Annotated in this window: 18 protein-coding genes and 1 riboswitch; of the genes, 9 read left to right on the top strand and 9 right to left on the bottom strand. The window is 71.4% G+C overall.

Annotated features, from left to right (window positions below):
- Nucleotides 1–38: 38 nt before the first annotated feature.
- The gene (gene pcrA, locus ACGFYN_RS04305; RefSeq protein ID WP_393864221.1) at nucleotides 39–2555 is read right to left on the bottom strand and encodes a DNA helicase PcrA; all 2517 of its coding nucleotides are present in this window, start codon (nucleotides 2553–2555) and stop codon (nucleotides 39–41) included.
- Between the two features lie 399 nt (nucleotides 2556–2954).
- A riboswitch (cyclic di-AMP (ydaO/yuaA leader) is annotated at nucleotides 2955–3125 on the top strand.
- Nucleotides 3126–3132: 7 nt separating this feature from the next.
- Between pcrA and ACGFYN_RS04300 the strand changes: the two genes are divergently transcribed.
- A complete protein-coding gene (locus tag ACGFYN_RS04300) occupies nucleotides 3133–4305 on the top strand; it encodes an NlpC/P60 family protein (protein WP_393864220.1) in 1173 nt (390 codons plus the stop codon).
- A 93-nt stretch (nucleotides 4306–4398) separates the two neighbouring features.
- Nucleotides 4399–5373: a tellurite resistance/C4-dicarboxylate transporter family protein gene (locus tag ACGFYN_RS04295; RefSeq protein WP_393864219.1), complete on the top strand. Its 975-nt coding sequence runs from the start codon at nucleotides 4399–4401 to the stop codon at nucleotides 5371–5373.
- On the opposite strand, the gene ACGFYN_RS04290 is transcribed toward ACGFYN_RS04295, so the two are convergent.
- Nucleotides 5351–5704 carry a hypothetical protein gene (locus ACGFYN_RS04290; protein ID WP_393864218.1) on the bottom strand — a complete coding sequence of 118 codons (354 nt, stop codon included), beginning with the start codon at nucleotides 5702–5704 and terminating at the stop codon, nucleotides 5351–5353. The two genes, ACGFYN_RS04295 and ACGFYN_RS04290, sit on opposite strands and share 23 nt — an antisense overlap.
- A 412-nt stretch (nucleotides 5705–6116) precedes the next feature.
- Between ACGFYN_RS04290 and ACGFYN_RS04285 the strand changes: the two genes are divergently transcribed.
- Nucleotides 6117–7184, top strand: a complete 1068-nt coding sequence (locus ACGFYN_RS04285) for an NlpC/P60 family protein (protein WP_393864217.1) — start codon at nucleotides 6117–6119, stop codon at nucleotides 7182–7184.
- Nucleotides 7185–7187: 3 nt separating this feature from the next.
- Here the strand turns inward: ACGFYN_RS04285 and ACGFYN_RS04280 are convergent, their stop codons facing one another.
- Nucleotides 7188–7934 (bottom strand): LuxR C-terminal-related transcriptional regulator, encoded by a 747-nt coding sequence (locus tag ACGFYN_RS04280; protein WP_393864216.1) that lies wholly within the window; start codon nucleotides 7932–7934, stop codon nucleotides 7188–7190.
- On the bottom strand, nucleotides 7934–9223 hold the full coding sequence (locus ACGFYN_RS04275) for a PspC domain-containing protein (RefSeq protein ID WP_393864215.1): 1290 nt from the start codon (nucleotides 9221–9223) through the stop codon (nucleotides 7934–7936). Before ACGFYN_RS04275 ends, ACGFYN_RS04280 begins: the two co-directional genes overlap by 1 nt.
- Nucleotides 9224–9422: 199 nt before the next feature.
- Here ACGFYN_RS04275 and ACGFYN_RS04270 point away from each other — a divergent pair, with 199 nt between their 5' ends.
- Nucleotides 9423–10862, top strand: coding sequence for a PspC domain-containing protein (locus ACGFYN_RS04270; RefSeq protein WP_393864214.1), 1440 nt, complete (start codon nucleotides 9423–9425; stop codon nucleotides 10860–10862).
- On the top strand, nucleotides 10849–11103 hold the full coding sequence (locus ACGFYN_RS04265; protein WP_393864213.1) for a hypothetical protein: 255 nt from the start codon (nucleotides 10849–10851) through the stop codon (nucleotides 11101–11103). Before ACGFYN_RS04270 ends, ACGFYN_RS04265 begins: the two co-directional genes overlap by 14 nt.
- A 118-nt stretch (nucleotides 11104–11221) precedes the next feature.
- Here ACGFYN_RS04265 and ACGFYN_RS04260 read toward each other — a convergent pair whose 3' ends face one another.
- Nucleotides 11222–11752 (bottom strand): DoxX family protein, encoded by a 531-nt coding sequence (locus ACGFYN_RS04260; RefSeq protein ID WP_393864212.1) that lies wholly within the window; start codon nucleotides 11750–11752, stop codon nucleotides 11222–11224.
- Nucleotides 11753–11887: 135 nt separating this feature from the next.
- Nucleotides 11888–13171: a hypothetical protein gene (locus ACGFYN_RS04255; protein WP_393864211.1), complete on the bottom strand. Its 1284-nt coding sequence runs from the start codon at nucleotides 13169–13171 to the stop codon at nucleotides 11888–11890.
- Between the two features lie 183 nt (nucleotides 13172–13354).
- Here ACGFYN_RS04255 and ACGFYN_RS04250 point away from each other — a divergent pair, with 183 nt between their 5' ends.
- Nucleotides 13355–14233 (top strand): DUF4429 domain-containing protein, encoded by an 879-nt coding sequence (locus ACGFYN_RS04250; protein WP_393864210.1) that lies wholly within the window; start codon nucleotides 13355–13357, stop codon nucleotides 14231–14233.
- 12 nt (nucleotides 14234–14245) lie between these two features.
- On the opposite strand, the gene ACGFYN_RS04245 is transcribed toward ACGFYN_RS04250, so the two are convergent.
- Complete coding sequence (locus tag ACGFYN_RS04245; RefSeq protein ID WP_393864209.1) at nucleotides 14246–15055, bottom strand: class II aldolase/adducin family protein; 810 nt, start codon at nucleotides 15053–15055, stop codon at nucleotides 14246–14248.
- Nucleotides 15056–15193: 138 nt separating this feature from the next.
- Here ACGFYN_RS04245 and ACGFYN_RS04240 point away from each other — a divergent pair, with 138 nt between their 5' ends.
- Nucleotides 15194–15667, top strand: a complete 474-nt coding sequence (locus ACGFYN_RS04240) for a pyridoxamine 5'-phosphate oxidase family protein (RefSeq protein ID WP_393864208.1) — start codon at nucleotides 15194–15196, stop codon at nucleotides 15665–15667.
- 7 nt (nucleotides 15668–15674) lie between these two features.
- Here ACGFYN_RS04240 and guaA read toward each other — a convergent pair whose 3' ends face one another.
- Nucleotides 15675–17255, bottom strand: a complete 1581-nt coding sequence (guaA, locus tag ACGFYN_RS04235) for a glutamine-hydrolyzing GMP synthase (RefSeq protein WP_393864207.1) — start codon at nucleotides 17253–17255, stop codon at nucleotides 15675–15677.
- A 319-nt stretch (nucleotides 17256–17574) separates the two neighbouring features.
- Here guaA and ACGFYN_RS04230 point away from each other — a divergent pair, with 319 nt between their 5' ends.
- Nucleotides 17575–17862, top strand: a complete 288-nt coding sequence (locus ACGFYN_RS04230) for a chorismate mutase (protein ID WP_393864206.1) — start codon at nucleotides 17575–17577, stop codon at nucleotides 17860–17862.
- 706 nt (nucleotides 17863–18568) lie between these two features.
- Entirely contained in the window at nucleotides 18569–19636 is a 1068-nt protein-coding gene (locus ACGFYN_RS04225; RefSeq protein ID WP_393864205.1) for an LAETG motif-containing sortase-dependent surface protein, read from the top strand.
- A gap of 107 nt (nucleotides 19637–19743) precedes the next feature.
- On the opposite strand, the gene ACGFYN_RS04220 is transcribed toward ACGFYN_RS04225, so the two are convergent.
- On the bottom strand, nucleotides 19744–21522 hold the full coding sequence (locus tag ACGFYN_RS04220; protein ID WP_393864204.1) for a GMC family oxidoreductase N-terminal domain-containing protein: 1779 nt from the start codon (nucleotides 21520–21522) through the stop codon (nucleotides 19744–19746).
- Nucleotides 21523–21532: the final 10 nt, after the last annotated feature.

Below are 21532 nucleotides of genomic sequence, written 5' to 3'. Positions count from 1 at the left end.
GAGCCCCCGCCCTTGAGCGGGGGCTCACCTGCGAGCGCCTACAGCTTCTCCACCGGTGCGTACCGCAGCAGCAGCCGCTTCGGTTTCGTGTCGCCGAAGTCGATCGTCGCCTCGGCGTTCCCACCCGTGCCCTTCACGGCGACGACCGTGCCGAGCCCGAACTGGTCGTGGGTGACCCGGTCGCCGACGGCCAGCGAGACCACCGGCTTGTCGGAGGCGCGGCTGGTGGCGAAGCCGGACGCGCCCGAGGCCGAGGAGCGCGAGCGGGAGGACGACAGGGAGGCGGCCACACCGGACGCCGGGCCGGAGGAGACCGGTGACGTGGCGCCCGTCCGCTTCCAGTCGACGTGCTGGGCCGGGATCTCCTCCAGGAACCGGGAGGGCGGGTTGTAGGACGGCTGGCCCCAGGCGCTGCGCAGCGACGACCGGGTCAGATACAGCCGTTCACGCGCGCGCGTGATGCCGACGTAGGCGAGCCGGCGCTCCTCCTCCAGCTCCTTGGTCTGGCCGAGGGCGCGCATGTGCGGGAAGACGCCGTCCTCCATGCCGGTCAGGAAGACGACCGGGAACTCGAGGCCCTTGGCGGTGTGCAGGGTCATCAGGGTGATGACTCCGGAGCCGTCCTCCTCCTCGTCCGGGATCTGGTCGGAGTCGGCGACCAGCGCGACCCTCTCCAGGAAGTCGGAGAGCCCGGGGGGCTCCTCGCCCTCGCCCGCCTCCTGCTCGAACTCCAGGGCCACGGCCGCGAGTTCCTGGAGGTTCTCGATACGGGTCTTGTCCTGCGGGTCGGTCGACGCCTGCAACTCGGCCAGGTAGCCGGTCCGTTCGAGGATCGCCTCCAGGACGGTCGCCGGGCCCGCGCCGGACTCGACGATCGTACGGAGGTCCTCCATCAGCGTGTTGAACTTCTTGACGGCGTTGGCGGAGCGCGCCGCCATGCCGTACGCCTCGTCGACGCGGCGCAGCGCCTGCGGGAAGCTGATCTTCTCCCGCTGGGAGAGGGCGTCGATCATCGCCTCCGCTCGCTCGCCGATGCCGCGCTTGGGGACGTTCAGGATGCGGCGCAGCGGGACCGAGTCCTCCGGGTTGGCCAGCACGCGCAGGTAGGCCAGGACGTCCCGGACCTCCTTGCGCTCGTAGAAGCGGACGCCGCCGACGACCTTGTAGGGCAGGCCGACGCGGATGAAGACCTCTTCGAAGACACGGGACTGGGCGTTCGTGCGGTAGAAGACGGCGACGTCGCCGGCCTTCGCGTCGCCCGCGTCCGTGAGACGGTCTATCTCGTCGGCGACGAACTGGGCCTCGTCGTGCTCGGTGTCGGCGACGTAGCCCGTGATGCGCGCGCCCGCGCCCGCGTTGGTCCACAGGTTCTTGGGGCGGCGGGACTCGTTGCGCTCGATGACCGCGTTGGCCGCGGTCAGGATGGTCTGCGTGGAGCGGTAGTTCTGCTCCAGCAGGATCGTCGTCGCGTCCGGGTAGTCCTCCTCGAACTGGAGGATGTTGCGGATCGTCGCCCCGCGGAAGGCGTAGATGGACTGGTCGGCGTCGCCCACGACGCACAGTTCGGCGGGCGCCAGGTCGTACTCGTTGGGCGGTACGTCCTCGTCGTGGGCCGCCGTGCCCACGAGTTCGCGCACCAGCGCGTACTGGGCGTGGTTGGTGTCCTGGTACTCGTCGACGAGGACGTGCCGGAAGCGGCGGCGGTAGTGCTCGGCGACGTCCGGGAAGGCGCGCAGCAGATTGACCGTGGTCATGATCAGGTCGTCGAAGTCGAGGGCGTTCGCCTCGCGCAGCCGCGACTGGTACATGGCGTAGGCCTGGGCGAGGGTCTTCTCGAACCCTCCCCCGGAGCCGATAGCCTGGGAGGCGCCCCCAGCGGCCTGCGCGGCGAAGTCCTCCTCGTCGATCAGCTCGTTCTTCAGGTTGCTGATCTTGGCACTGAAGGACTTCGGCGGGTAGCGCTTGGGGTCGAGGTCCAGGTCACGGCAGACCAGGGCCATCAGGCGCTTGGAGTCGGCGGCGTCGTAGATCGAGAACGACGACGTGAAGCCGAGCTTCTTCGACTCGCGGCGCAGGATGCGCACGCACGCGCTGTGGAAGGTCATCACCCACATCGCGTTCGCGCGCGGGCCGACGAGGTGCTCGACGCGCTCCTTCATCTCGCCCGCGGCCTTGTTGGTGAAGGTGATCGCGAGGACCTGGCCCGGGTGCACGTTCCGCTCGGCGAGCAGGTGGGCGATGCGGTGGGTGAGCACACGGGTCTTGCCGGAGCCGGCACCGGCCACGATGAGCAGGGGCGTGCCGGAGTGGACGACGGCCGCGCGCTGGTTCTCGTTCAGCCCGTCCAGCAGGGCGGCCGCGTCGATCGCCGGACGCGGGGCGCCGTCGCGGTAGTAGGAGTCCCGGTCCGGCGGCACGTCGAACTTCCCACCGAACAGATCGTCCGGAACCGGCTCCGGTACATGATCGTCCTCGGGCGGCGGCGGGGGCTCCCCCTCGTGCCCGCGAGGGGCTTTGAGGTCCGCCAGGAAGCTGTCGTCAAAGAGGCTGCTCATCGCCTTCCGAGTCTAGGGCGCCTCACTGACAGCCCGCCGCCACCCCGGGAACTTCGCCGGATCGGTGAGATGGCGTGCCCGGAAGCCGCCCCGTGGCCTGCTGCCGTCCAGGGCCGCATCGTCACGTTCCGCAATCACTCGAGGGCAGTCCGCAATGCCCCGCACCTGACCGCGACCGGCCGGAAGTCAGCTCCCGGAACCGGGCACACAACACCAGTCCGGCCAGAATCGGCACGCATCCGCGCAGATCGTTCCGGAAGGACCGCGCCCGGTGACGCCTCGACCAAAGGTCACGAAAATGTATCGGGCATATCGAACATCAACCTTCACAGGGGTCACACGAGTTGGCTACGGTTCCGGGCAGGCCGTACGACCCCCACCGGCGAACGTCGCCGGGCCGCGCGGCCTCCGCCGAATCCGGCGCGCCACCGCGTATCCGGAACCGGGGACCCACCGTTCCCGGGGTGAATCGGTCCGACTCCCGCACAGGGCCCGGACCGTAGGGCAAGCCTTCCGAACCACCCGCCCGAACCCGACAGCTAACCCGGTAGGCGGAACGTGGAAGGAGTCGCCTCCCTTGGCGTCGCACCGCAAGTCGCGCCCCTCAGGTTCACGCGTCGCAGGCATACGCACACCCGCTCTCGCCACGGCCGCGCTCACCTCCGTGGCCCTGCTGTCCCAGTCGGCCAACGCCGCCCCCGTGGCCGACGGCAAGCCGAGCGTGGAGGAGGTCGAGAAGAAGGTCGACGACCTCTACCGTCAGGCGGAATCGGCCACCGAGAAGTACAACGCGGCCAAGGAGAAGACCACGACGCAGCGCAAGCGCGTGGACACCCTCCTCACCGACGTCGCCGAGCGCACCCAGAAGCTCAACGACGAGCGCGAGCAGCTCGGCACGTTCGCCGCGGCCCAGTACCGCACCGGCGCCGCCGCGCCCGACACGGCGACCTTCCTGCTCGCCGACTCCCCGCAGGACTACTTCGACCAGACGCAGCTGATGGGGCGTATGACCTCCCGTCAGAAGAGCGCGGTCGACGACTACTTCACCGAGCAGTCCGCGACGATGAAGAAGCGCCAGGAGGCGTCCAAGGACCTCCAGACGCTCACCGCGACGCAGGACGACCTGCGGACGGCCAAGTCCACGGTGCAGAAGAAGCTCTCCGACGCGCGTGAGCTGCTGTCGAAGCTGAACGCCGAGGAGAAGGCGCGGCTCGCGGCGATCCAGAAGCAGAAGGAAGAGGAGGCCGCCCGCCAGGCGGCCGAGCTGGCCAGGAAGCAGGCGGCCGCGCAGAAGGCCAAGGAGGAGGCCGCGGCCAAGGCGAGCAGCTCCACCTCCGGCTCGTCCTCGGACTCGGGCTCCACATCCACCTCCACCAGCGACTCCACGTACGCCACCAAGGCCGCGAAGACGCTCGCCTTCGCCCGTGCGCAGATGGGCAAGCCGTACGTCTGGGGCGCCACCGGCCCCGACTCCTACGACTGCTCCGGCCTCACCCAGGCCGCCTGGAAGGCCGCCGGCGTCAGCCTCCCGCGCACCACCTACGACCAGGTCGACGCCGGCACCACGGTCTCCCTCACCGACGCCCAGCCGGGCGACCTGATCTTCTTCTACGACGACATCAGCCACGTCGGCATCTACATCGGCAACGGCATGATGATCCACGCCCCGAAGCCCGGCGCGTACGTCCGCGAGGAGTCGATCTACTACGCCGGCTCGTCGATCATCCACAGCGTGGTGCGGCCGGCCTGAGACACGCGCGGGGCACTCCCCCGCGCGTAAATTTGCCGCGCCCGCGCGCGTGCCCCGCCCGCAACACCTCTCGCGCTCCCTAGCATCGGCCCCATGTCCGGACCGACCTCCTTCCGCGCCTGGTGGGCGCAGCGTCCGCCGGCGGCGGGCGCCGCCGTGATGGCCACCGGCATCGTGTCGGTCGGTCTGTATCTGACGGAGCACGCGGTGCTGTCGCGGATCGCCCTGGTCCTGGCCTGTGCGGCCTGGGTGGGTCTGGCGGCGGACTTCGGCATGCGCCTGGTGCGGGACCGGGAGAGGTGGTGGGCGGACGCGCGCAGGCCGCAGTCGCTCACCGCCGTCGCGGCGACCGCCGTACTCGGGGCCCGGTTCTCCCTGGCCGGCCGGCCGACCCTGGCCGAGGCCCTGCTCGCGCTGGCGGCCGTGCTGTGGCCGGTGCTGCTCGTCGAGGTCGTACGGAACTGGCAGCGCCGTATGCCGGGATCGGTGTTCCTGTGCTGCGTGGCCACGCAGGGGCTCGCGGTGCTCGGCGCCACGCTCGCCGGGGCCGAGGCGACGGCATGGCTCGCGCACACGGCGCTCGTGCTGTTCGGACTCGGGCTCGTCCTGTACTGCGTCGCGCTGACCCGCTTCGACCTGGGGCAGGTGACGGAGGGGCGTGGGGACCACTGGGTGGCGGGCGGTGCGCTCGCCATCTCTTCGCTCGCCGGGTCCAAGCTCCTCGCCGCGGACAGTGCGCGCCTGTACCTGTGGAACGACGACGACCGCGGCGTCCTGCGCTCAATCACGGCGGCCCTGCTCGTGCTCGACCTGGCCTGGTACGCCGTGCTGCTCGTCGGCGAGGCGGCCCGGCCGCGGCTGCGCTACGACGCGCGCCGCTGGGCGACCGTGTTCCCGCTGGGCATGACGGCCGCGGCGCTGCTGTCCGCCGCCTCGGCCCTGGACGCCCCGTGGCTGAAGGGGCCCGGGCAGGTGCTGCTGTGGATCGCCGTGGCGGTGTGGGTGGCCGTCGCCGCGGGGGCCGCGGCGGACGTCCGCGCCGGTCTCAGGTCCACAGCACCGCAATGAAGATGTTCGCCGTGGTGAGCAGGCCCACCAGTGCGAACAGGCCCTTGTCCACCTTCTCGTCGTCCCGCTTCACGTAGACCAGGCCGAGGATCACCACCAGCAGCGCCAGCTTGATGCCGATCTTGATGGTGTTGACGTCGTGGTCGTCGGCCTGGTTGAGGCCGACCAGGACCGCGCCGGTGACCAGCATCGTCAGCGCCCCGTGCAGCATGCCGGGGACGAAGCGGGCCGTGCCCTGTCCCATCGCCTTCAGCTGGGTGAGGAAGCCACCGAGCAGCGCGGCGATGCCGATGATGTGCAGGGCGACGAAGAGATGGATGAGTACGTCCATGGGGCTGGAGCTTAAACAGGGACGCATGGGGCGTCCGACACCGGCCTGCCCTTTCAACGGTTGTGCATATATGCGGCTCATAGCAGTCCGTCCCGCGGCCGTGGTCCGGAACCCGCACATCGGTCAGCGCACTGCGTGAAGTCGACGGCACGGCTCCTGGATCACGGTCGCAAACGGTCACCCGGCGATCCGGCGGCGGCACTTCCGCACTTCGTGTCACCGAACGGTCACGGTCAGGTTTAGCGTCCTGCCCCAGGTGACCGGCTCCCCACCGCCGCCCGGGCCAGGGGCGGCAGTCGGACACCACCGCCGAGAAGGTCCGGCGGCGGCCCGCTCCCCCTGTGCGGGCCGCCGCCGGACGCGTAAAGCCGCCGGGGGGCGAGGCGGCCCTACGAAAGGACGTGCTGTCCACGTGGCAGCGCACCGCAAGACCGGTCGGCGTTCACTCGGCGGCGGTACGGCCCGCACCGCCTTCACCATCGCCCTGGCGGGCGCGGCGACCGCGACCGGCTTCGACGGCACCGGACACGCGGAGCCCGATCTGACACCGGCGCAGGTCAAGGCGAAGGTGGACAAGCTGTACCAGGAGGCGGAGACCGCCACCCAGAAGTACGACGGCGCGAAGGAGAAGGCGGACGCGGCCGAGCACCGGCTCTCCACGCTGCGGGACGAGGCGGCACGCAAGACGGACAAGCTCAACTCGGCGCGGGACGCGCTGGGTTCGATGGCCGCCGCGCAGTACCGCGACGGCGGTCTCGACCCCGCTCTGCAACTCGCGCTGTCGGACGACCCCGACCGCTACCTGGAGGGCGCCGAGTTCGCCGACCGGGCGGGCACCCGGCAGGCGGCGGCCGTGGCCGGTGTACGCGAACAGCTGCGGGAGATCGAGCAGTTGCGCGGGGCCGCCCGCGTCGAGCTGACCGGGCTGAAGGCGCGGCAGGCGGAACTGAGGCGGACCAGGACGACGATCACCGGGAAGCTGGACGTGGCCCGGCGGCTGCTGGCCCAACTGCCCGCGGCGGAGCGCGCACGGCTCGGCGTCGGCGGCGGCACGGACCGTGCCTCACGCTCCGGCTCGGCCCCTCGCGTCGGTCTGCAGGCCCCCGGTTCCGGCACCGCCGCGGCGCCCGGCTCCCGTGCCGCGGCCGCCGTCTCGTACGCCTACTCCAAGCTCGGCAGCCCCTATGTGTGGGGCGCGACCGGCCCGAACGCCTTCGACTGCTCGGGCCTCGTCCAGGCCGCCTACAACTCCGCCGGCATCTCCCTCCCCCGCACGACCTACGCCCAGATCGACGCCGGCCACCGTGTCTCCCGCTCCGAACTGGCCCCGGGTGACCTGGTGTTCTTCTACTCCGGCATCAGTCACGTCGGCATCTACGTCGGCAACGGCCAGATGATCCACGCCCCGAACCCGTCGGCACCGGTGCGGCTGGCACCGATCGACGAGATGCCGTTCGCGGGCGCCACGCGCGTGATCTGACCCTCAGACCAGCCGTCGCGCCGTCGCCCACCGGGTCAGCTCGTGCCGGTTCGACAGCTGCAACTTGCGCAGCACCGCCGAGACATGGGACTCGACCGTCTTCACGGAGATGAAGAGCTGCTTGGCGATCTCCTTGTACGCGTATCCGCGGGCGATGAGCCGCAGCACCTCACGCTCGCGCTGGGTGAGGCGGTCCAGGTCCTCGTCGACCGGCGGGGCGTCGGTGGAGGCGAACGCGTCCAGCACGAAGCCGGCCAGCCGCGGCGAGAAGACGGCGTCGCCCTCCTGCACGCGGAAGATGGAGTTGACGAGGTCCGTGCCGGTGATGGTCTTGGTGACGTAGCCGCGCGCACCGCCCCGGATCACGCCGATCACGTCCTCCGCCGCGTCCGACACGGACAGGGCGAGGAAGCGCACGGGCTGCTCGGCGTCGGCCATCAACGCCGCGCAGCGGCGCAGGACTTCGACCCCGCCGCCGCCCGGCAGGTGGACGTCGAGCAGGACCACCTCGGGGCGGGTCGCGGTGATGACCGTGACCGCCTGGTCGACGTCCGCGGCCTCGCCCACGACCTCCACGCCGGTCTGCGCGGTCTGGCCGATCTCGGCCTGCACTCCCGTACGGAACATGCGGTGGTCGTCGACGAGGACCACGCGCACGCGGCGCTCGTCCGTGCCACCACCGGCCGGCGCCGCGGGCTCGGCGCCCTCGGCCCCGCCCGCCGTACCGTTCGCCTCGGTCGGGTCGCTCATCACGTCTTCTCCGCCCTCTCCATCTCCAGCTCGACCTCAGTGCCGCCGTCGGGCACCGCGCGCAGCCGCGCCGTGCCGCCGTGGCGCTCCATGCGGCCGATGATCGATTCTCTGACGCCCATGCGGTCGGCGGGTATCGAGTCCAGGTCGAAGCCGGGGCCTCGGTCCCGGACCGACACGAAGACCGTCCTCCCCTCGACCTCGGCGTAGACCTGCACCGCGCCGCCCTCGCCACCGTACTTGGCGGCGTTCACCATCGCCTCGCGTGCGGCCTGCATCTGCGGGCCGATTCTGTCGTCGAGCGGGCAGTCGCCGACTATGACGACCTCTATGGGGACGCCGTGCTTGTCCTCAACCTCCGCGGCGCTGCGCCGCACCGCGTCGGCGAGCGTCGAGGGTTCGTCGGCCTCCTCCTTGCCGGTGCCCTCGGGCTTGTAGAGCCAGGTGCGCAGGTCGCGCTCCTGGGCGCGGGCGAGGCGGCGCACCTCGTTCGCGTTCTCCGCGTTGCGCTGGATCAGGGTCAGGGTGTGCAGCACGGAGTCGTGGACGTGGGCGGCGACCTCGGCGCGCTCCTGCGCGCGGATGCGCATCAGGCGCTCCTCGGAGAGGTCCTGGGTCATGCGCACGAGGTACGGCCCCGCGAGGAGCGTTATCCCGACGAGGACCGCGAGGGCCGCCTGCAGGACGGAGCCGAGATGGGCGGCGGAGCCCTGGAGCACGAAGATGCCGGAGACGCCGGCCGTGACGAGGAGGACACCGCCTGCCGCGCGGAGCAGGGTGAGCGTGCGCCGCCGGCTGCCGACCTCCACCCAGCGGGCCCGGCGGACGTTGTCCGCCTGGCGCCAGACCAGGGCGACGCCCGCGCCGACGAGGACGACGGGCCAGAGGTAGACCTTGGCGCCGCCGCTCAGATTGACGTTGCCCACGAAGATCATGGCCACGGCGACCATGAGCAGCAGGGCCACGATCTGGCCCCGGTCCGGCCTGCGGGCGACGAGTCTGCGGCGGCCGTCCGCCGAGGTCTCGGTGGTGACCAGCGACGGGGGTTTCTGATCTCCCACGCCGCCCACGCCGAGCGGCACGAAGAACCAGAACGCGGCATACAGCAGCGCGCCCAGACCGTCCGCCATGAACAGGCCGACGAACACGAGCCGCACCCAGATGACGGGCAGGCCGAGATGCCCGGCGAGCCCCCGCGCGACGCCACCCAGCCAGCGTCCGTCGCTGCTGCGGTAGAGCTTGCGCGGCGGCCGCGGTTCGACGAGTGGCGCTGCGGCGGCTTCCGGCATGCCACCGATACTCACACGGTCTCAGGACACGGGCATCAGGGTCGGCCCCCGATACTCCCCTGATCTTCGGGATACTCCGGTGATCTTCGAACGCCCGGCCCGTCGAACGCTTCCCCGGCGCCGGCTCAGGGGCGATATCAGGGTCCGGCCAGGGTCGTACCGACTCCCGCCGGGGCCGCTCGGCCGTCACCATGGACACATGACAGATCACGAGCGCGCCGCGACGGGTCCGGGACCCGGCTCCGGCCCGCACCCCGCGGAGGGTGCCGGGCCGCAGGATGCCGCGCCCGCCGCGGACGCCGCGGCCGGGGCGGGACCCGGTGCGGGCGCGCAGGCCGAGGGGAGCCCGCAGACGGAGGTCGCGGCGGCCCCCGGCAAGTTCCGCCGTGACCGGCGGAACAAGACGCTCGCGGGGGTGTGCGCCGGGCTCGGGCGGCAGTGCGACATGGACCCGGTGATCTTCCGGATCACGCTCGCGGTGCTCTCCGCCACCGGCGGCATCGGCCTGATCTTCTACGGCTTCGCCTGGCTCCTCGTGCCGTACGAGGACGAGGACGAGAACGAGGTACGCAAGCTGCTGACCGGCCGCGTCGACGGCCAGGCGCTGACGGCCGTGCTGTTCGCTCTGGTCGGCTGCGGGGTCTTCCTGACGATGCTGAAGAACGGCGGGGTGCTGGCCTTCGCCGTCGTCCTCTCCCTGCTCCTCGCCGGCGCCGGGTACTGGTCGCGGCAGCGCGGGACCCTCGACACCGACCCGCTCGCCGCGCAGGCCGCCGCCGACGCGCCGCCGGAGGCGCAGGCGCCGCCGGCGCCCGCCGCCTACCCCTCGTGGTGGCGCGACCCCATCGTCAAGGACGGCACGCACGACGGGGGCACGGGCTATCTCTGGGGCCCCCGCGACTCCCGCGACCGGGACATCGCCGCCGCGGTCGACATCAGCCTCGGCAACACCTGGACCGACCGCACCGACACACGGACCGCGCGCACCCCGGCACCGAAGCCGCGCGGCCCGCGCTGGATCGGCGGCTGGACCTTCCTGCTCGCCCTGCTCGCGGGCGGTCTCGGCACCCGCCTGACGTGGGACGACCATGCGCTGGGCACCAGCCTGCAGGCCGGGTTCGCCGCCGCGCTGATCGTCTTCGGCCTGGGCATCGCCATCAGCGCGTTCCTGGGGCGCACGGGCGCGGGCTCGGTCTTCCTGGCCGTCGTCACCGCGGCCCTGCTCGCGGCGTCGGCCGCGCTGCCCAAGGACATCAACACCCACTGGATACGCACGACATGGCAGCCGGCCGCGGTCGCGGACGTCCGGCCGAAGTACGAGCTCGGCAGCGGTGTCGGCACCCTGGACCTGAGCCGCCTGCGGGTGGCGAAGGGACAGACGGTGAGCACGAACGCCGAGGTCGGCGCGGGCCGGCTGAAGGTGATCGTGCCGAAGGACGCGGCCGTGAAGCTGAGCATCGACGTGGGCGTGGGCGACATCCAGTTGCCGGGCGACGGGCAGAAGGACGTGGACGTGGAGCCGGGCAAGCACAAGGAGCTGACCCTGCCGCCGGTCACGGGCGGCAAGAACACCGGCACGCTCGACCTCGATCTCAAGGTCGGCGTCGGACAGGCGGAGGTGAGCCGTGCTGCGTCATGAGTTCCAGCCGGGCAGGCTGGTCGCCGGACTCTTCCTCGCCACGGCGGGCGTGGTCTTCGTCGGGGACGCGGGCGGGCTGTGGGACGCGCCGTGGTTCGCGGTGATCCCGGTGGTCGTGGGCGGGCTCTGCCTCGCCGGGGCCGCGGGGGTGGTCAGCCGGGCTGTACGCCGGCGCCGGGCCGTCACCGGGCGGGTGGACCCGGCGGACCCGGCGCAGACACCGCTGGACGCGTCGCGATGAGAGCGGCGTCGGGATGAGAGCCCGGGCGAGGTGGGAGCCGGGGCGGGGTGAGAGTGGCCGTCGTGGGGTCCCGGGTCATGCCCGGGACCCGCCACCGGTAGCCCCCGCCGAACAGGGGCTACCGGTAACCTCCCGCCCGCTGCCTCCGCCGCGCGCGCAGTGCCGCGTCCAGGGAGAACACGGAGGCGCCCGCGAGGACGAGGGGCAGCCAGGCCATCAGGTAGGCGAGGTCGTTGCCGTAGTAGTACGGGTCCGAGGCCCAGCTCACCGTGAGCCAGAGGCTGAGGGAGATCAGCGCGCCGCCGAGCGCCGCGAGGCGGGCGAGCAGGCCTATCAGGGTGCCGATGCCGACGGCCAGTTCACCGAGGGCGATGGCGTAGCCGAAGCCCACCGGGTTCTTCAGGGCCAGGTCGACCATCGCCGGGATGGCGGCGGTGCCGCGGACCTGGTGCATCATGTCGCCGATGGAGCCGGCGCCGGAGGCCTTCAGGAAGTCGCTGTTGGTGAGCTTGTCCAGGCCCGCGTAGATGAAGGTGACGCCGAGGAAGACGCGGAGTGGAAGGAGGGCGTACCGGGTGGCGGTGTCGCGCCAGGTCCGGTCGCCGTCGAGATAGGGGGTGTGCGTGTCCGTGCGCATGCCGTGAGTCATCGCTGTCGCCTCTCGCCCGCTGGGCCGGGACCCCTCAGATGACGATACGTACGTAAGGGACGGGGCGCTCAATCCGTACCTGTCGATTTCCTACCAGGTGGCCGGTGGCCGCTCCCGGGGTCTCGGCCGGTCACATCAGTCCGTCACGTCGATCGCGTACTGGTTGGTCTCTACCCCCGCAGCGGTCACCACTTGCACCTCGACCCTCCCCGGTTCCACGTCCACCGGGACGGGCACGGTCAGGACGGCGTCCGTCGGGTTGCTGAAGCCTCCGGCGACGGGGACCAGCGGCACATGGACGTTGACCGCGCCGATGCGGACCACCATCCGCGTGAGCCGGTCGGCGCCCTGTGAACCGGGAGGCACGAAGCCCGCGCCGCGGATCTCGATGTCGTCGCCCGTGCGGATGGGGGCGTCGAGGTCGCCGGCCTCCCGGGTGCGCACCACGGAGAGGATCACCGGACGGCCGCCCTCGGCGTACTTGCCGGCCAGGTAGGTCGCCGCGGACACCAGCACCAGCACCGCGAGGCCCCAGGGAAGGTCCGGGAGCTGGTCCGGGCGGCGGGCCAGCCGCACCGCGGCGAACACCACGGCGACGGCGCTGATCACGACGTACTGGATGTCGGCGAAGGCGCCCCGGCCGGCGTCGTCCGTGAGCAGGTCGGCGGCGCGGGGCCGGTCGGCCCGTAGCTTCTGCAGCCGCTGGCCGAGGACCCGCAGGCCGACGACGCGCCGCACCAGCACGGCGACGCCGCAGATCACGGCGAGGACGGTGACGACTCCGGCCCCGCGGGCGAGGTCGAGGCCGGAGATCAGGGCGTCGCGCTCCGCGTGGCCGGACGCCATGGCGAGGCGCCCGGCGAGGACGAGCACGGCGTGGACGACGAACAGCACCCAGGTCGCGGCCACCGTGCGGGAGGTGGACAGGCGGTTGTCCTCGCCGATGACGGGAGCCAGTACGCCGCCGCGCGCACGGTGGAACCAGGACGCGGCGGTCAGCGCGCCGCCCGTGACCAGGGCCGCCAGCAGACCGGCGGTGCGGGCCGGCGTCCAGCCCGCGCCGATCGCGGTCAGCGTCTGCGCCAGCAGCAGCACGACCACCAGCGCGCACACCGTGCACGCCGTCCAGCGCCACAGACGGGCCAGCCAGGCCTCGCCCTCGGCGCGGCCGCGTTCGGCGACGAGTTCGGCGGACTGGCGCAGCTCCTCCGAGACCCACTGGCGCGAGGCCGAGGCCGAGTGGGCCACCGCGGCGGGCAGCCCCTGTCCGGCCGCGAAGCCGTCGCGCAGCAGCAGGAATTCCGCGACCGCGCGCCGGTGCCCCGCCCGCGCCCCGTGCGGGCAGTCCCCGCAGGTGCAGCCGCCTCCATGAACACTGCCCGGCGCGTCCGCGCCGCCTCTCGCCTCCTGCACCGCCACGCCCGACGCCCGCCTTCCCGGAGCCCCTGCCGACGGCACCCTTCCGGCCGACGGCCACGACCCGGCAACTCCCATGTGATGACAGCGAATTGTGCCCTACACCGCCCCCCGCGCGTCCGGCAGGTCCGGCCGACGCGGGTGAAGCGGGAGCCGCCGTGTTGACCCGGCTGCGAGAATTTCCCTATGGCCGAGATCATCCAGCGGGACGGGACCTGGGCCTTCGACGGCACCACGGTCAGGATCACGCCGGGTCTCCACCGCTCCGTGCCACTGTTCCGGCAGACGTACGGGGAGGTCGCCGTACCCCTCGAAGCCGTCGCGGGCGTGGTCTTCGAGCCCGAACGCAAGCGCGGGCGGCTGCGGATGCGGCTGCGCGAGGGGGCTGACCCGCTGCTCCAGGCGACCGGCGGGCGGCTGCCGGATCCGGCCGATCCGTACCGGCTGACGGTGGACGTGGACCGGGCCGGGGTCGCCGAGTACGTCGCCGAGGAGATCCGCCGGGCGCTGATGCTGGACCAGATCCCCAAGGATCCGACCAAGGCGTATCTGCTGCCCGGGCCGCCCGTCCCGGTCTCCGTCCGCTCCTCCGACGGCACCGTCTCCTTCGACGGCAACCAGGTGCGCATCGACTGGGCCGACACCTCCGACCGGGTCAAGCGGGCGACCGGGCCGCGGATCATCTCGGTGGCCGATCTGGTGCAGGTGGAGTGGCTGCCCAATTCCGGCTACGAGGACGGCTTCCTGCGCTTCGTGACCCGCGAGACGGCGTTCTCCAAGCTCCCGCCGGAGAAGGACCCCTATGCCCTGGACCTGTGGGGCAGCGCCCGTCGCGATCTGCTCACCGCGCTCGTCGCCACCGCGATCACCTCGCGTCTGCCGCACCCGTCCACCCGGGGCGGCGAGTTGGTCGACCGGCGTCAGCAGGCGGCCCTGCCGCCCCCGGCCGACCACCACGACGTACTCCTGCGGCGGCTGCGGGAGTTGGGCGAGCTGCACCGGGACGGTGTGCTCACGGACGAGGAGTTCGCGATGACCAAGGCGGCCGTGCTGCGGGGTTTCTAGCCGGCGGCCCGCTCAGCTCAGCAGGTCGGGCTCGCTGCGGCTCATGTCCTGCCACAGGGGCTGGTAGTTGATCCACGCGACCAGGTCGCCGCCGAGCTGTTCGCGGGTCGCGACCGCCGCCCGGTGGTCGATGAGGAGCGGGCGCCCGGCGGCCTTGGCGGTCAGCTGCACCTGGGCGGAGCGCTCCATGGACACGAACCACCAGGCAGCCGCGTCCACCGAGTCGCCGACCGTGAGCAGCCCGTGGTTGCGCAGCACCAGCGCCTTGCGGGTGCCGAGCGCGGTGGCGATACGGCGGCCCTCCTCGGCGTCCACGGCGACGCCGGTGAAGGCGTCGTAGAGGGCGTGGTCCTCGTAGAAGGCGCAGCTCTCCTGGGTGATCGGGTCGAGCAGCTCGCCCAGCGCGGACAGGGCGCGGCCGTGCACGGAGTGGCAGTGGGCCACCGCGACGACGTCCGGGCGGGCCGCGTGGACCTGGGAGTGGACGGTGAAGGCGGCCTGGTTCACGTGGTAGCGGCCCTCGATGACCTGCCCCTCCGAGTTGGCGAGCACCAGGTCGCTCACGGTGACGTGCTTGAAGGGCATCCCGAACGGATTGACCCAGAAGCAGTCGCTGAACTCGGGATCGCGCGCCGTGATGTGCCCCGAGACGCCGTCCTCGAAGCCGAGCCGCCCGAAGATCCGCAGCGCGCCCGCGAGCCGCTCCTTGCGATGGCGGCGTTCGTCGTCGACCGAGTCGTGCATCGGCGGCATCGCGAACTGGAGCCGGTCGGACGGGAGGGCGGGGGGCGGAGTGGGCCCGGCCCCGGGGGTGCCGTGCATGTGTCCTCCAGGACTGGATTGTTGTACGGGGCGGAAGTTACCGCCGGTCAGCGAAGGAGAACAGAGCTGTTCTGTAAAGATGACGCGCGTGGCCGATACCCGACAGCAGATGTCCGGTATCGGCGCGAGACTCTGCGTATGGCATGGAACTGGGCGGCCTTCACCGCCGCGGAACCCGAACTGTCGAAGATCGCCGAGGAACGCTTCGGCGCCTCCACCCACCACGTGCTCGCCACCCTGCGCAGGGACGGCTCCCCGCGCACCAGCGGCCTCGAGGTCCGTTTCCTGAACGGCGAGCTCTGGCTCGGCATGATGCCGGACTCGCTCAAGGCGCTGGACCTGCGCCGCGACCCGCGGTTCGCGCTCCAGGCGAACCCCGGCCCCGGCAAGGACCCGGGCCCCGGCGACATCCGGATCGGCGGGCGCGCGATCGAGGTCGAGGATCCGGTGGCGAAGGGCGCGTACACGCAAGAGGTGGAACCGCCGGAGCCGTTCCACCTCTTCCGCACCGAGCTGACGGAGGTCGTACGGACCTACGTCGAGGACGACACGTATCTGGTCGCCCAGGTCTGGCAGCCCGGAGAGCCGGTGCGCACTCTCAAACGGACCTAGGGGGTGTCTACTCCCACTCGATGGTGCCCGGCGGCTTCGACGTCACGTCGAGCACGACCCGGTTGACCTCGGCGACCTCGTTGGTGATCCGCGTGGAGATCCGGCCGAGGACGTCGTACGGCAGCCGCGACCAGTCGGCCGTCATGGCGTCCTCGCTGGACACCGGGCGCAGCACGATCGGGTGGCCGTAGGTGCGGCCGTCGCCCTGGACGCCGACGCTGCGGACGTCCGCGAGCAGGACCACCGGGCACTGCCAGATGTCCCGGTCGAGGCCGGCCGCGGTCAGCTCCTCGCGGGCGATCGCGTCGGCCTCGCGCAGCAGGTCCAGGCGGTCCTTGGTGACCTCGCCGACGATGCGGATGCCGAGGCCCGGGCCGGGGAAGGGCTGGCGCTGGACGATCTCGTCCGGCAGGCCGAGCTCCTGGCCGACCATCCGGACCTCGTCCTTGAAGAGCTGGCGCAGCGGCTCGATGAGCTGGAACTCGAGGTCCTCGGGCAGGCCGCCCACGTTGTGGTGGGACTTGATGTTCGCCGTGCCGGTGCCGCCGCCGGACTCGACGACGTCCGGGTAGAGCGTGCCCTGCACCAGGAACTCCACCGCCGGGCCCTCGTCCGCGATGATCTCCGCCTGCGCCTGCTCGAAGACGCGGATGAACTCGCGGCCGATGATCTTCCGCTTCTCCTCCGGGTCCGAGACACCCTTCAGAGCGGTCAGGAAGCGCTCCTCCGCGTCGACGACCTTCAGCTGGACGCCGGTCGCGGCCACGAAATCCTTCTCGACCTGCTCGGTCTCGCCCTTGCGCATCAGGCCGTGGTCGACGTAGACGCAGGTCAGCTGGGAGCCGATGGCCTTCTGGACGAGGGCCGCGGCCACCGCGGAGTCGACGCCGCCGGACAGACCGCAGATGGCGCGCCTGTCGCCGACCTGCTCGCGGATCGCCGCGACCTGCTCGTCGATGACGTTGCCGGTGGTCCAGTCGGGGCTCAGGCCCGCGCCCCGGTAAAGGAAGTGCTCCAGCACCTGCTGGCCGTGCGTGGAGTGCATGACCTCGGGGTGGTACTGGACGCCGTAGAGCTTCTTCTCGTCGTTCTCGAAGGCGGCGACCGGGACGACCTCGGTGGAGGCGGTGACGGTGAAGCCCTCGGGGGCGGCGGAGCAGGCGTCGCCGTGCGACATCCACACGTGCTGCTCGGCCGGGGTGCCCTCGAAGAGGGTGGAGGACGACTTCGACACGTGCAGATCCGTACGGCCGTACTCCCGGGCGCCGGTGTTGTCGACCGTGCCGCCGAGGGAGCGCGCCATCAGCTGGAAGCCGTAGCACATGCCGAACACGGGGACGCCGGCCTCGAAGATCGCGCGGTCGAGGCCGGGAGCGCCCTCCTCGTACACGGACGAGGGGCCGCCGGAGAGGATGATCGCCGCCGGGTTCTTGGCGAGGATCTCGGCGACCGGCATGGTGCTCGGCACGATCTCGCTGTAGACCCGGGCCTCGCGGACGCGACGGGCGATGAGCTGGGCGTACTGTGCGCCGAAGTCGACCACCAGGACGGTGTCGGGGGCGGCGGCAGCGGGGGTCGCTGATGACACGGGGTGCCTTCCGGCGGTGGGGCGGGGGTCTGTGTTTTCCGATTCTAACGGGGTGGCGGTGGGTCACCTCCCGCCCGGATCGTGGACGCGGCTTGGCCGGGACCCCCGCCCCGTGCATACTGACCCCATGCTCACCCGGACGACCTTCCTCTTTACCTATGGCAACCGGCCCACCGGCTGCCATGGTCGTGCTGCTTGAGCAACTGACAAGCGACTTCCCAGGCGCCCCGGGCCGACAAGGTCCGGGGCGCCTGGCGTTTCACCGGATCCTGCCGGGCCGGGGCACCCCATCCCATCCATGTGACGAGGAGCCCCCGACATGACCGCCATCGCGAACGAGAAGACCGGCGCCCGCACCACCGAGGCCGCCGGCGTGATCACCGGCGCCCGTGAGCGCATCGACGCGCTCGACGACCGGATCATCGGCCTGATCCAGGAACGGATGGCCGTCTCCGCCGTCATCCAGGAGGCGCGCATCGCCTCCGGCGGCCGGCGCGTGAACCTCTCCCGCGAGATGGAGGTCCTCGGCCACTACAGCGACGCCCTCGGCAAGCCCGGCACGGGGCTCGCCATGACGCTGCTCGAACTGTGCCGCGGTCGCATCTGAGTTCGGGACTTCTCTCACCCGTACGGAGCGTGACCGTCCCGCGGACCCCTTCGTTGTGGAGGTTGTCCGTGCCAGCCAGGGGCGGGCCCGAAAGAACCACGCGTGGCTTGCTGGAGCGATGAGACGTACGGGTCGTGCCGTACGTCGTGGGACCTCGCTCCAGGGATGTGGCCGGACAGCAGGGGACAGCAGCCCGGTCACCCAAGAGAACGGTCGGCTCCGGGGACGCCCGGGGCCGACCGGCGGAACATGCAAAAATGCACAACCCTGGGTGAAACGGTTGCGCAGCCCCCGCCCATCCAGCACGATGCGTACAAAGCCCAAGTCCCGCCGCAGACAACTGCATTGCTTGCACTTCCGCACCGCCAGAGGTCGAGACCATCCGTGCGCCCCAACTGCGCCGGAGCGGCGACCCAGGGCACACGAGACAAGCGGCGCAACCCCCCGGCGCCGCTCCCAGGCACCGGCGCTGCCCTGACGTCGGTGCTGACGGAGAAGGGCCCCGCGGCTCGAGCCCGCGGGGCCCTTCGCGTGCCCGCTTCGGCACGCTTCCCGTGCCCGGGATCAACTGTGACCCGGGCCACATAAGAATTCTGTCAATGCAGGCACAACCATTGACCCGTTTCACTGATCCAACTTGGCGAATCAGGGCCCACACCCGCGCCCCACACGCGGAGCCCTCCCTTTGGACTCCCTTGAGGTTTTCATGAAGCTGCGTCGTGCCATGGCCACTGCGGCCGCGACGGCTGTGATAGCGCCCCTGACCCTGCTCTCGGCGCCGGCCGCCTTCGCGGAGGACACTCCCAGCACCTCTACGAGCAGCCCCGCCGCCGAGGACACCACTTCCGCCCCCGGCACCGAGACCCCTCCGGCGGGCGGCGAGAGCACCACCCCCGCAGCCGGCGAGACCACGCCCTCCGGCGACAACACCACCCCGGCCGGGAGCGACACCACCACTCCTGCGGGCGGCGAGAGCACCACCCCCGCCGCCGGCGAGAGCACCACGCCTGCCCCGGACGGAAGCAGCAGCGCGAGCGCGAGCGCGTCGCCGAGCCCCAGCACGAGCGCCCCCGCCGGCGGCGAGCTGTGCGTCGACGAGAACGGCGACAGCACCGCGGAGCTCAGCGAGTCCCTGAAGAGCGGCCTGTCCGGCCTGCCCGACACGATCGTCGCGGGCAGCGGCTGGACCGGGTTCTCCTTCAACGTGTCCAACCACGGTGACCAGGAGATCAAGGACATCAAGCCGCTGATCGGCGTCGCCGCGATCGGCTGGGACGACGCCGAGGACTACTCGGGCCAGATCAAGGTCCAGGTCTTCGACAAGGCCACCAAGTCCTGGCAGACCATCGCGGACGCGGCGGGCGAGGGCGGCACCTTCACCGCGTTCTCGCTCGGCGCCGGCCAGTCGGTCTCCTACCAGCTGCGTCTCAGCGTCAGCGGCAAGGTGCCGGACTCGCTCGGCCTGACCGGCGGTCTCGCCGAGTACGCGGACGAGCAGGGCTGCTGGCTCGCCGACGACCCGAACGGCTGGGTCTACTTCTTCGACATCCTGGCCGCCGGCTCCGACCCCGGTAAGCCGGGCGACGCCAAGCCGCAGACCGGTGGCATGAAGCCGATCAAGGACGTGAACGAGGTCGACGCCACCGGCAGCCTCGCCGAGACCGGCTCCAGCTCCGCGCTGCCGATGATCGGCCTCACCGGCGGCCTCGCCGTCGCACTGGGCGCCGGCGCGGTCTTCGTGGTGCGCCGCCGCAAGGCCGGCGCGGCCGCGTGACACGCAGCGCCTGACCGGAACCTGCTCAAGGACAGGAGAAGGACCCGCACTCGGAGGGGGGTGCGGGTCCTTCTCTCATGTCCAACGGCCGTCACTTGCGCGGACGGTCACTTCTTGGGCGGCACCGCCGGCATTCCCAGGAACGGCAGCTTCAGCGCGCCGAAGGCGTCCGCCGGGACCGCCGGGGCCATCGGCTCCACCGGCTTCAGGCGTTCGTACGCCGCGCCCTGCTCCGGACGCTGGTCCGCCTCGCCCTTGTTGGGCCAGTACGACATCGCGCGCTCGGCCTGGGCGGTGATGGTGAGGGAGGGGTTCACGCCCAGGTTGGCGGAGACCGCGGCGCCGTCGACCACCGAGATGCCCGGGTGGCCGTAGAGCCGGTGGTACGCGTCGATCACGCCGGTCTCGCGGGAGGAGCCGATCGGGCAGCCGCCGAGGAAGTGGGCGGTGAGGGGGGTGCCCATGAGCTCGCCGACGTTGGACCCCGCGAAGCCGTTGATGTCGGCGGCGATGACCGAGGCGCTCTCCGAAGCGGCCTTGATCTGCACGGGGTTGGGGGCGCCGTGGCCCTGGCGGGCGGTGAGCAGGCCCTTGCCCATGCCGTCCGGCTTCAGGTATGTGGTCAGGGAGTTGTCCAGGGACTGCATCACCAGGCCGATGATGGTCCGCTCCGACCAGCGGCGGTTGGACAGGGACCGCAGGACGAGCATCGGGTGGCGGACCGCGTTGCGCAGCCAGGCCAGCACCCTGGACGAGCCCTCCGCGTACGGGACTTGGAGGATGGACAGGCCGCCCATCGAGTTGGAGCCCTTGCCGTAGCGGACCGGCTCGATGTGGGTGTTCTCGTCCGGGTGGATTGACGAGGTGATGGCGACTCCCCGCGTGAAGTCGACCTTCGGCTCGCCCGTCGCCCTGCGGTAACGGCGGTTGTCCGTCTGCGCGCCGACCAGCGCCTCGGAGTTGGTACGGGTCAGCACGCCCAGCTTCTCCGAGATGTACGGCAGTTGACCGCCGCTCTTCATACGGTGCAGCAGGGTCTGGGTGCCGTAGGTGCCGGCCGCCAGCACCACCCGGCGGGCCTTGAAGGTGCGGCCGGCGTCCTTCTTCTTGTTGTCGGTGGGCAGCGTCGCGACGGCGTAGCCGCCCTGCGAGTCGTCCGTGACCGACACGACGGTGGTCATCGGGTGCACGACCGCGCCCGCCTTCTCGGCGAGGTACAGGTAGTTCTCGTTGAGGGTGTTCTTCGCGCCGTGGCGGCAGCCCGTCATGCACTCGCCGCACTCGGTGCAGGCGTTTCGCGTCGGGCCCGCGCCGCCGAAGTAGGGGTCGTCCACCTGCTGTCCGGGCGTGGTCCTCGACTTCCCCTCGGCGTCCTCGCCGTCGCCGAAGAAGACGCCGACCGGTGCCATGTGGAAGGTGTCGCCCACGCCCATCCGCTCGGCGGCGGCCTTCAGATGCACGTCGGACGGCGTCATCGTCGGGTTCAGCCGGACGCCGAGCATGCGCTGCGCCTGGTCGTAGTACGGCTTCAACTCCTCCTGCCAGTCCGTGATGTCACGCCACTGCGGGTCGTCGAAGAACGGCTTCGGCGGTACGTAGAGGGTGTTGGCGTAGTTCAGGGAGCCGCCGCCGACGCCCGCGCCGGCCAGCACCATGACGTTGCCGAGCAGGTGGATGCGCTGGATGCCGAACATGCCGAGCTTGGGCGCCCAGAGGTAGTTCTTCAGGTCCCAGGAGTTCTTGGGGAGGGTGTCGCGACTCCAGCGCCGGCCCGCCTCCAGCACCCCTACGCGATAGCCCTTCTCGGTGAGACGCAGGGCGGTGACCGAACCGCCGAAGCCGGATCCGACAACGATGACGTCGTAGTCGTAAGCGTCGTTGCTCACGCGCACTCTC

The organism is Streptomyces sp. NPDC048419 (genome assembly GCF_043200415.1).
In the GTDB taxonomy this organism is placed as follows: domain Bacteria; phylum Actinomycetota; class Actinomycetes; order Streptomycetales; family Streptomycetaceae; genus Streptomyces.
Note: the sequence above shows the minus strand (reverse complement) of the source record. Positions and strands in the feature narration are given on the sequence as shown.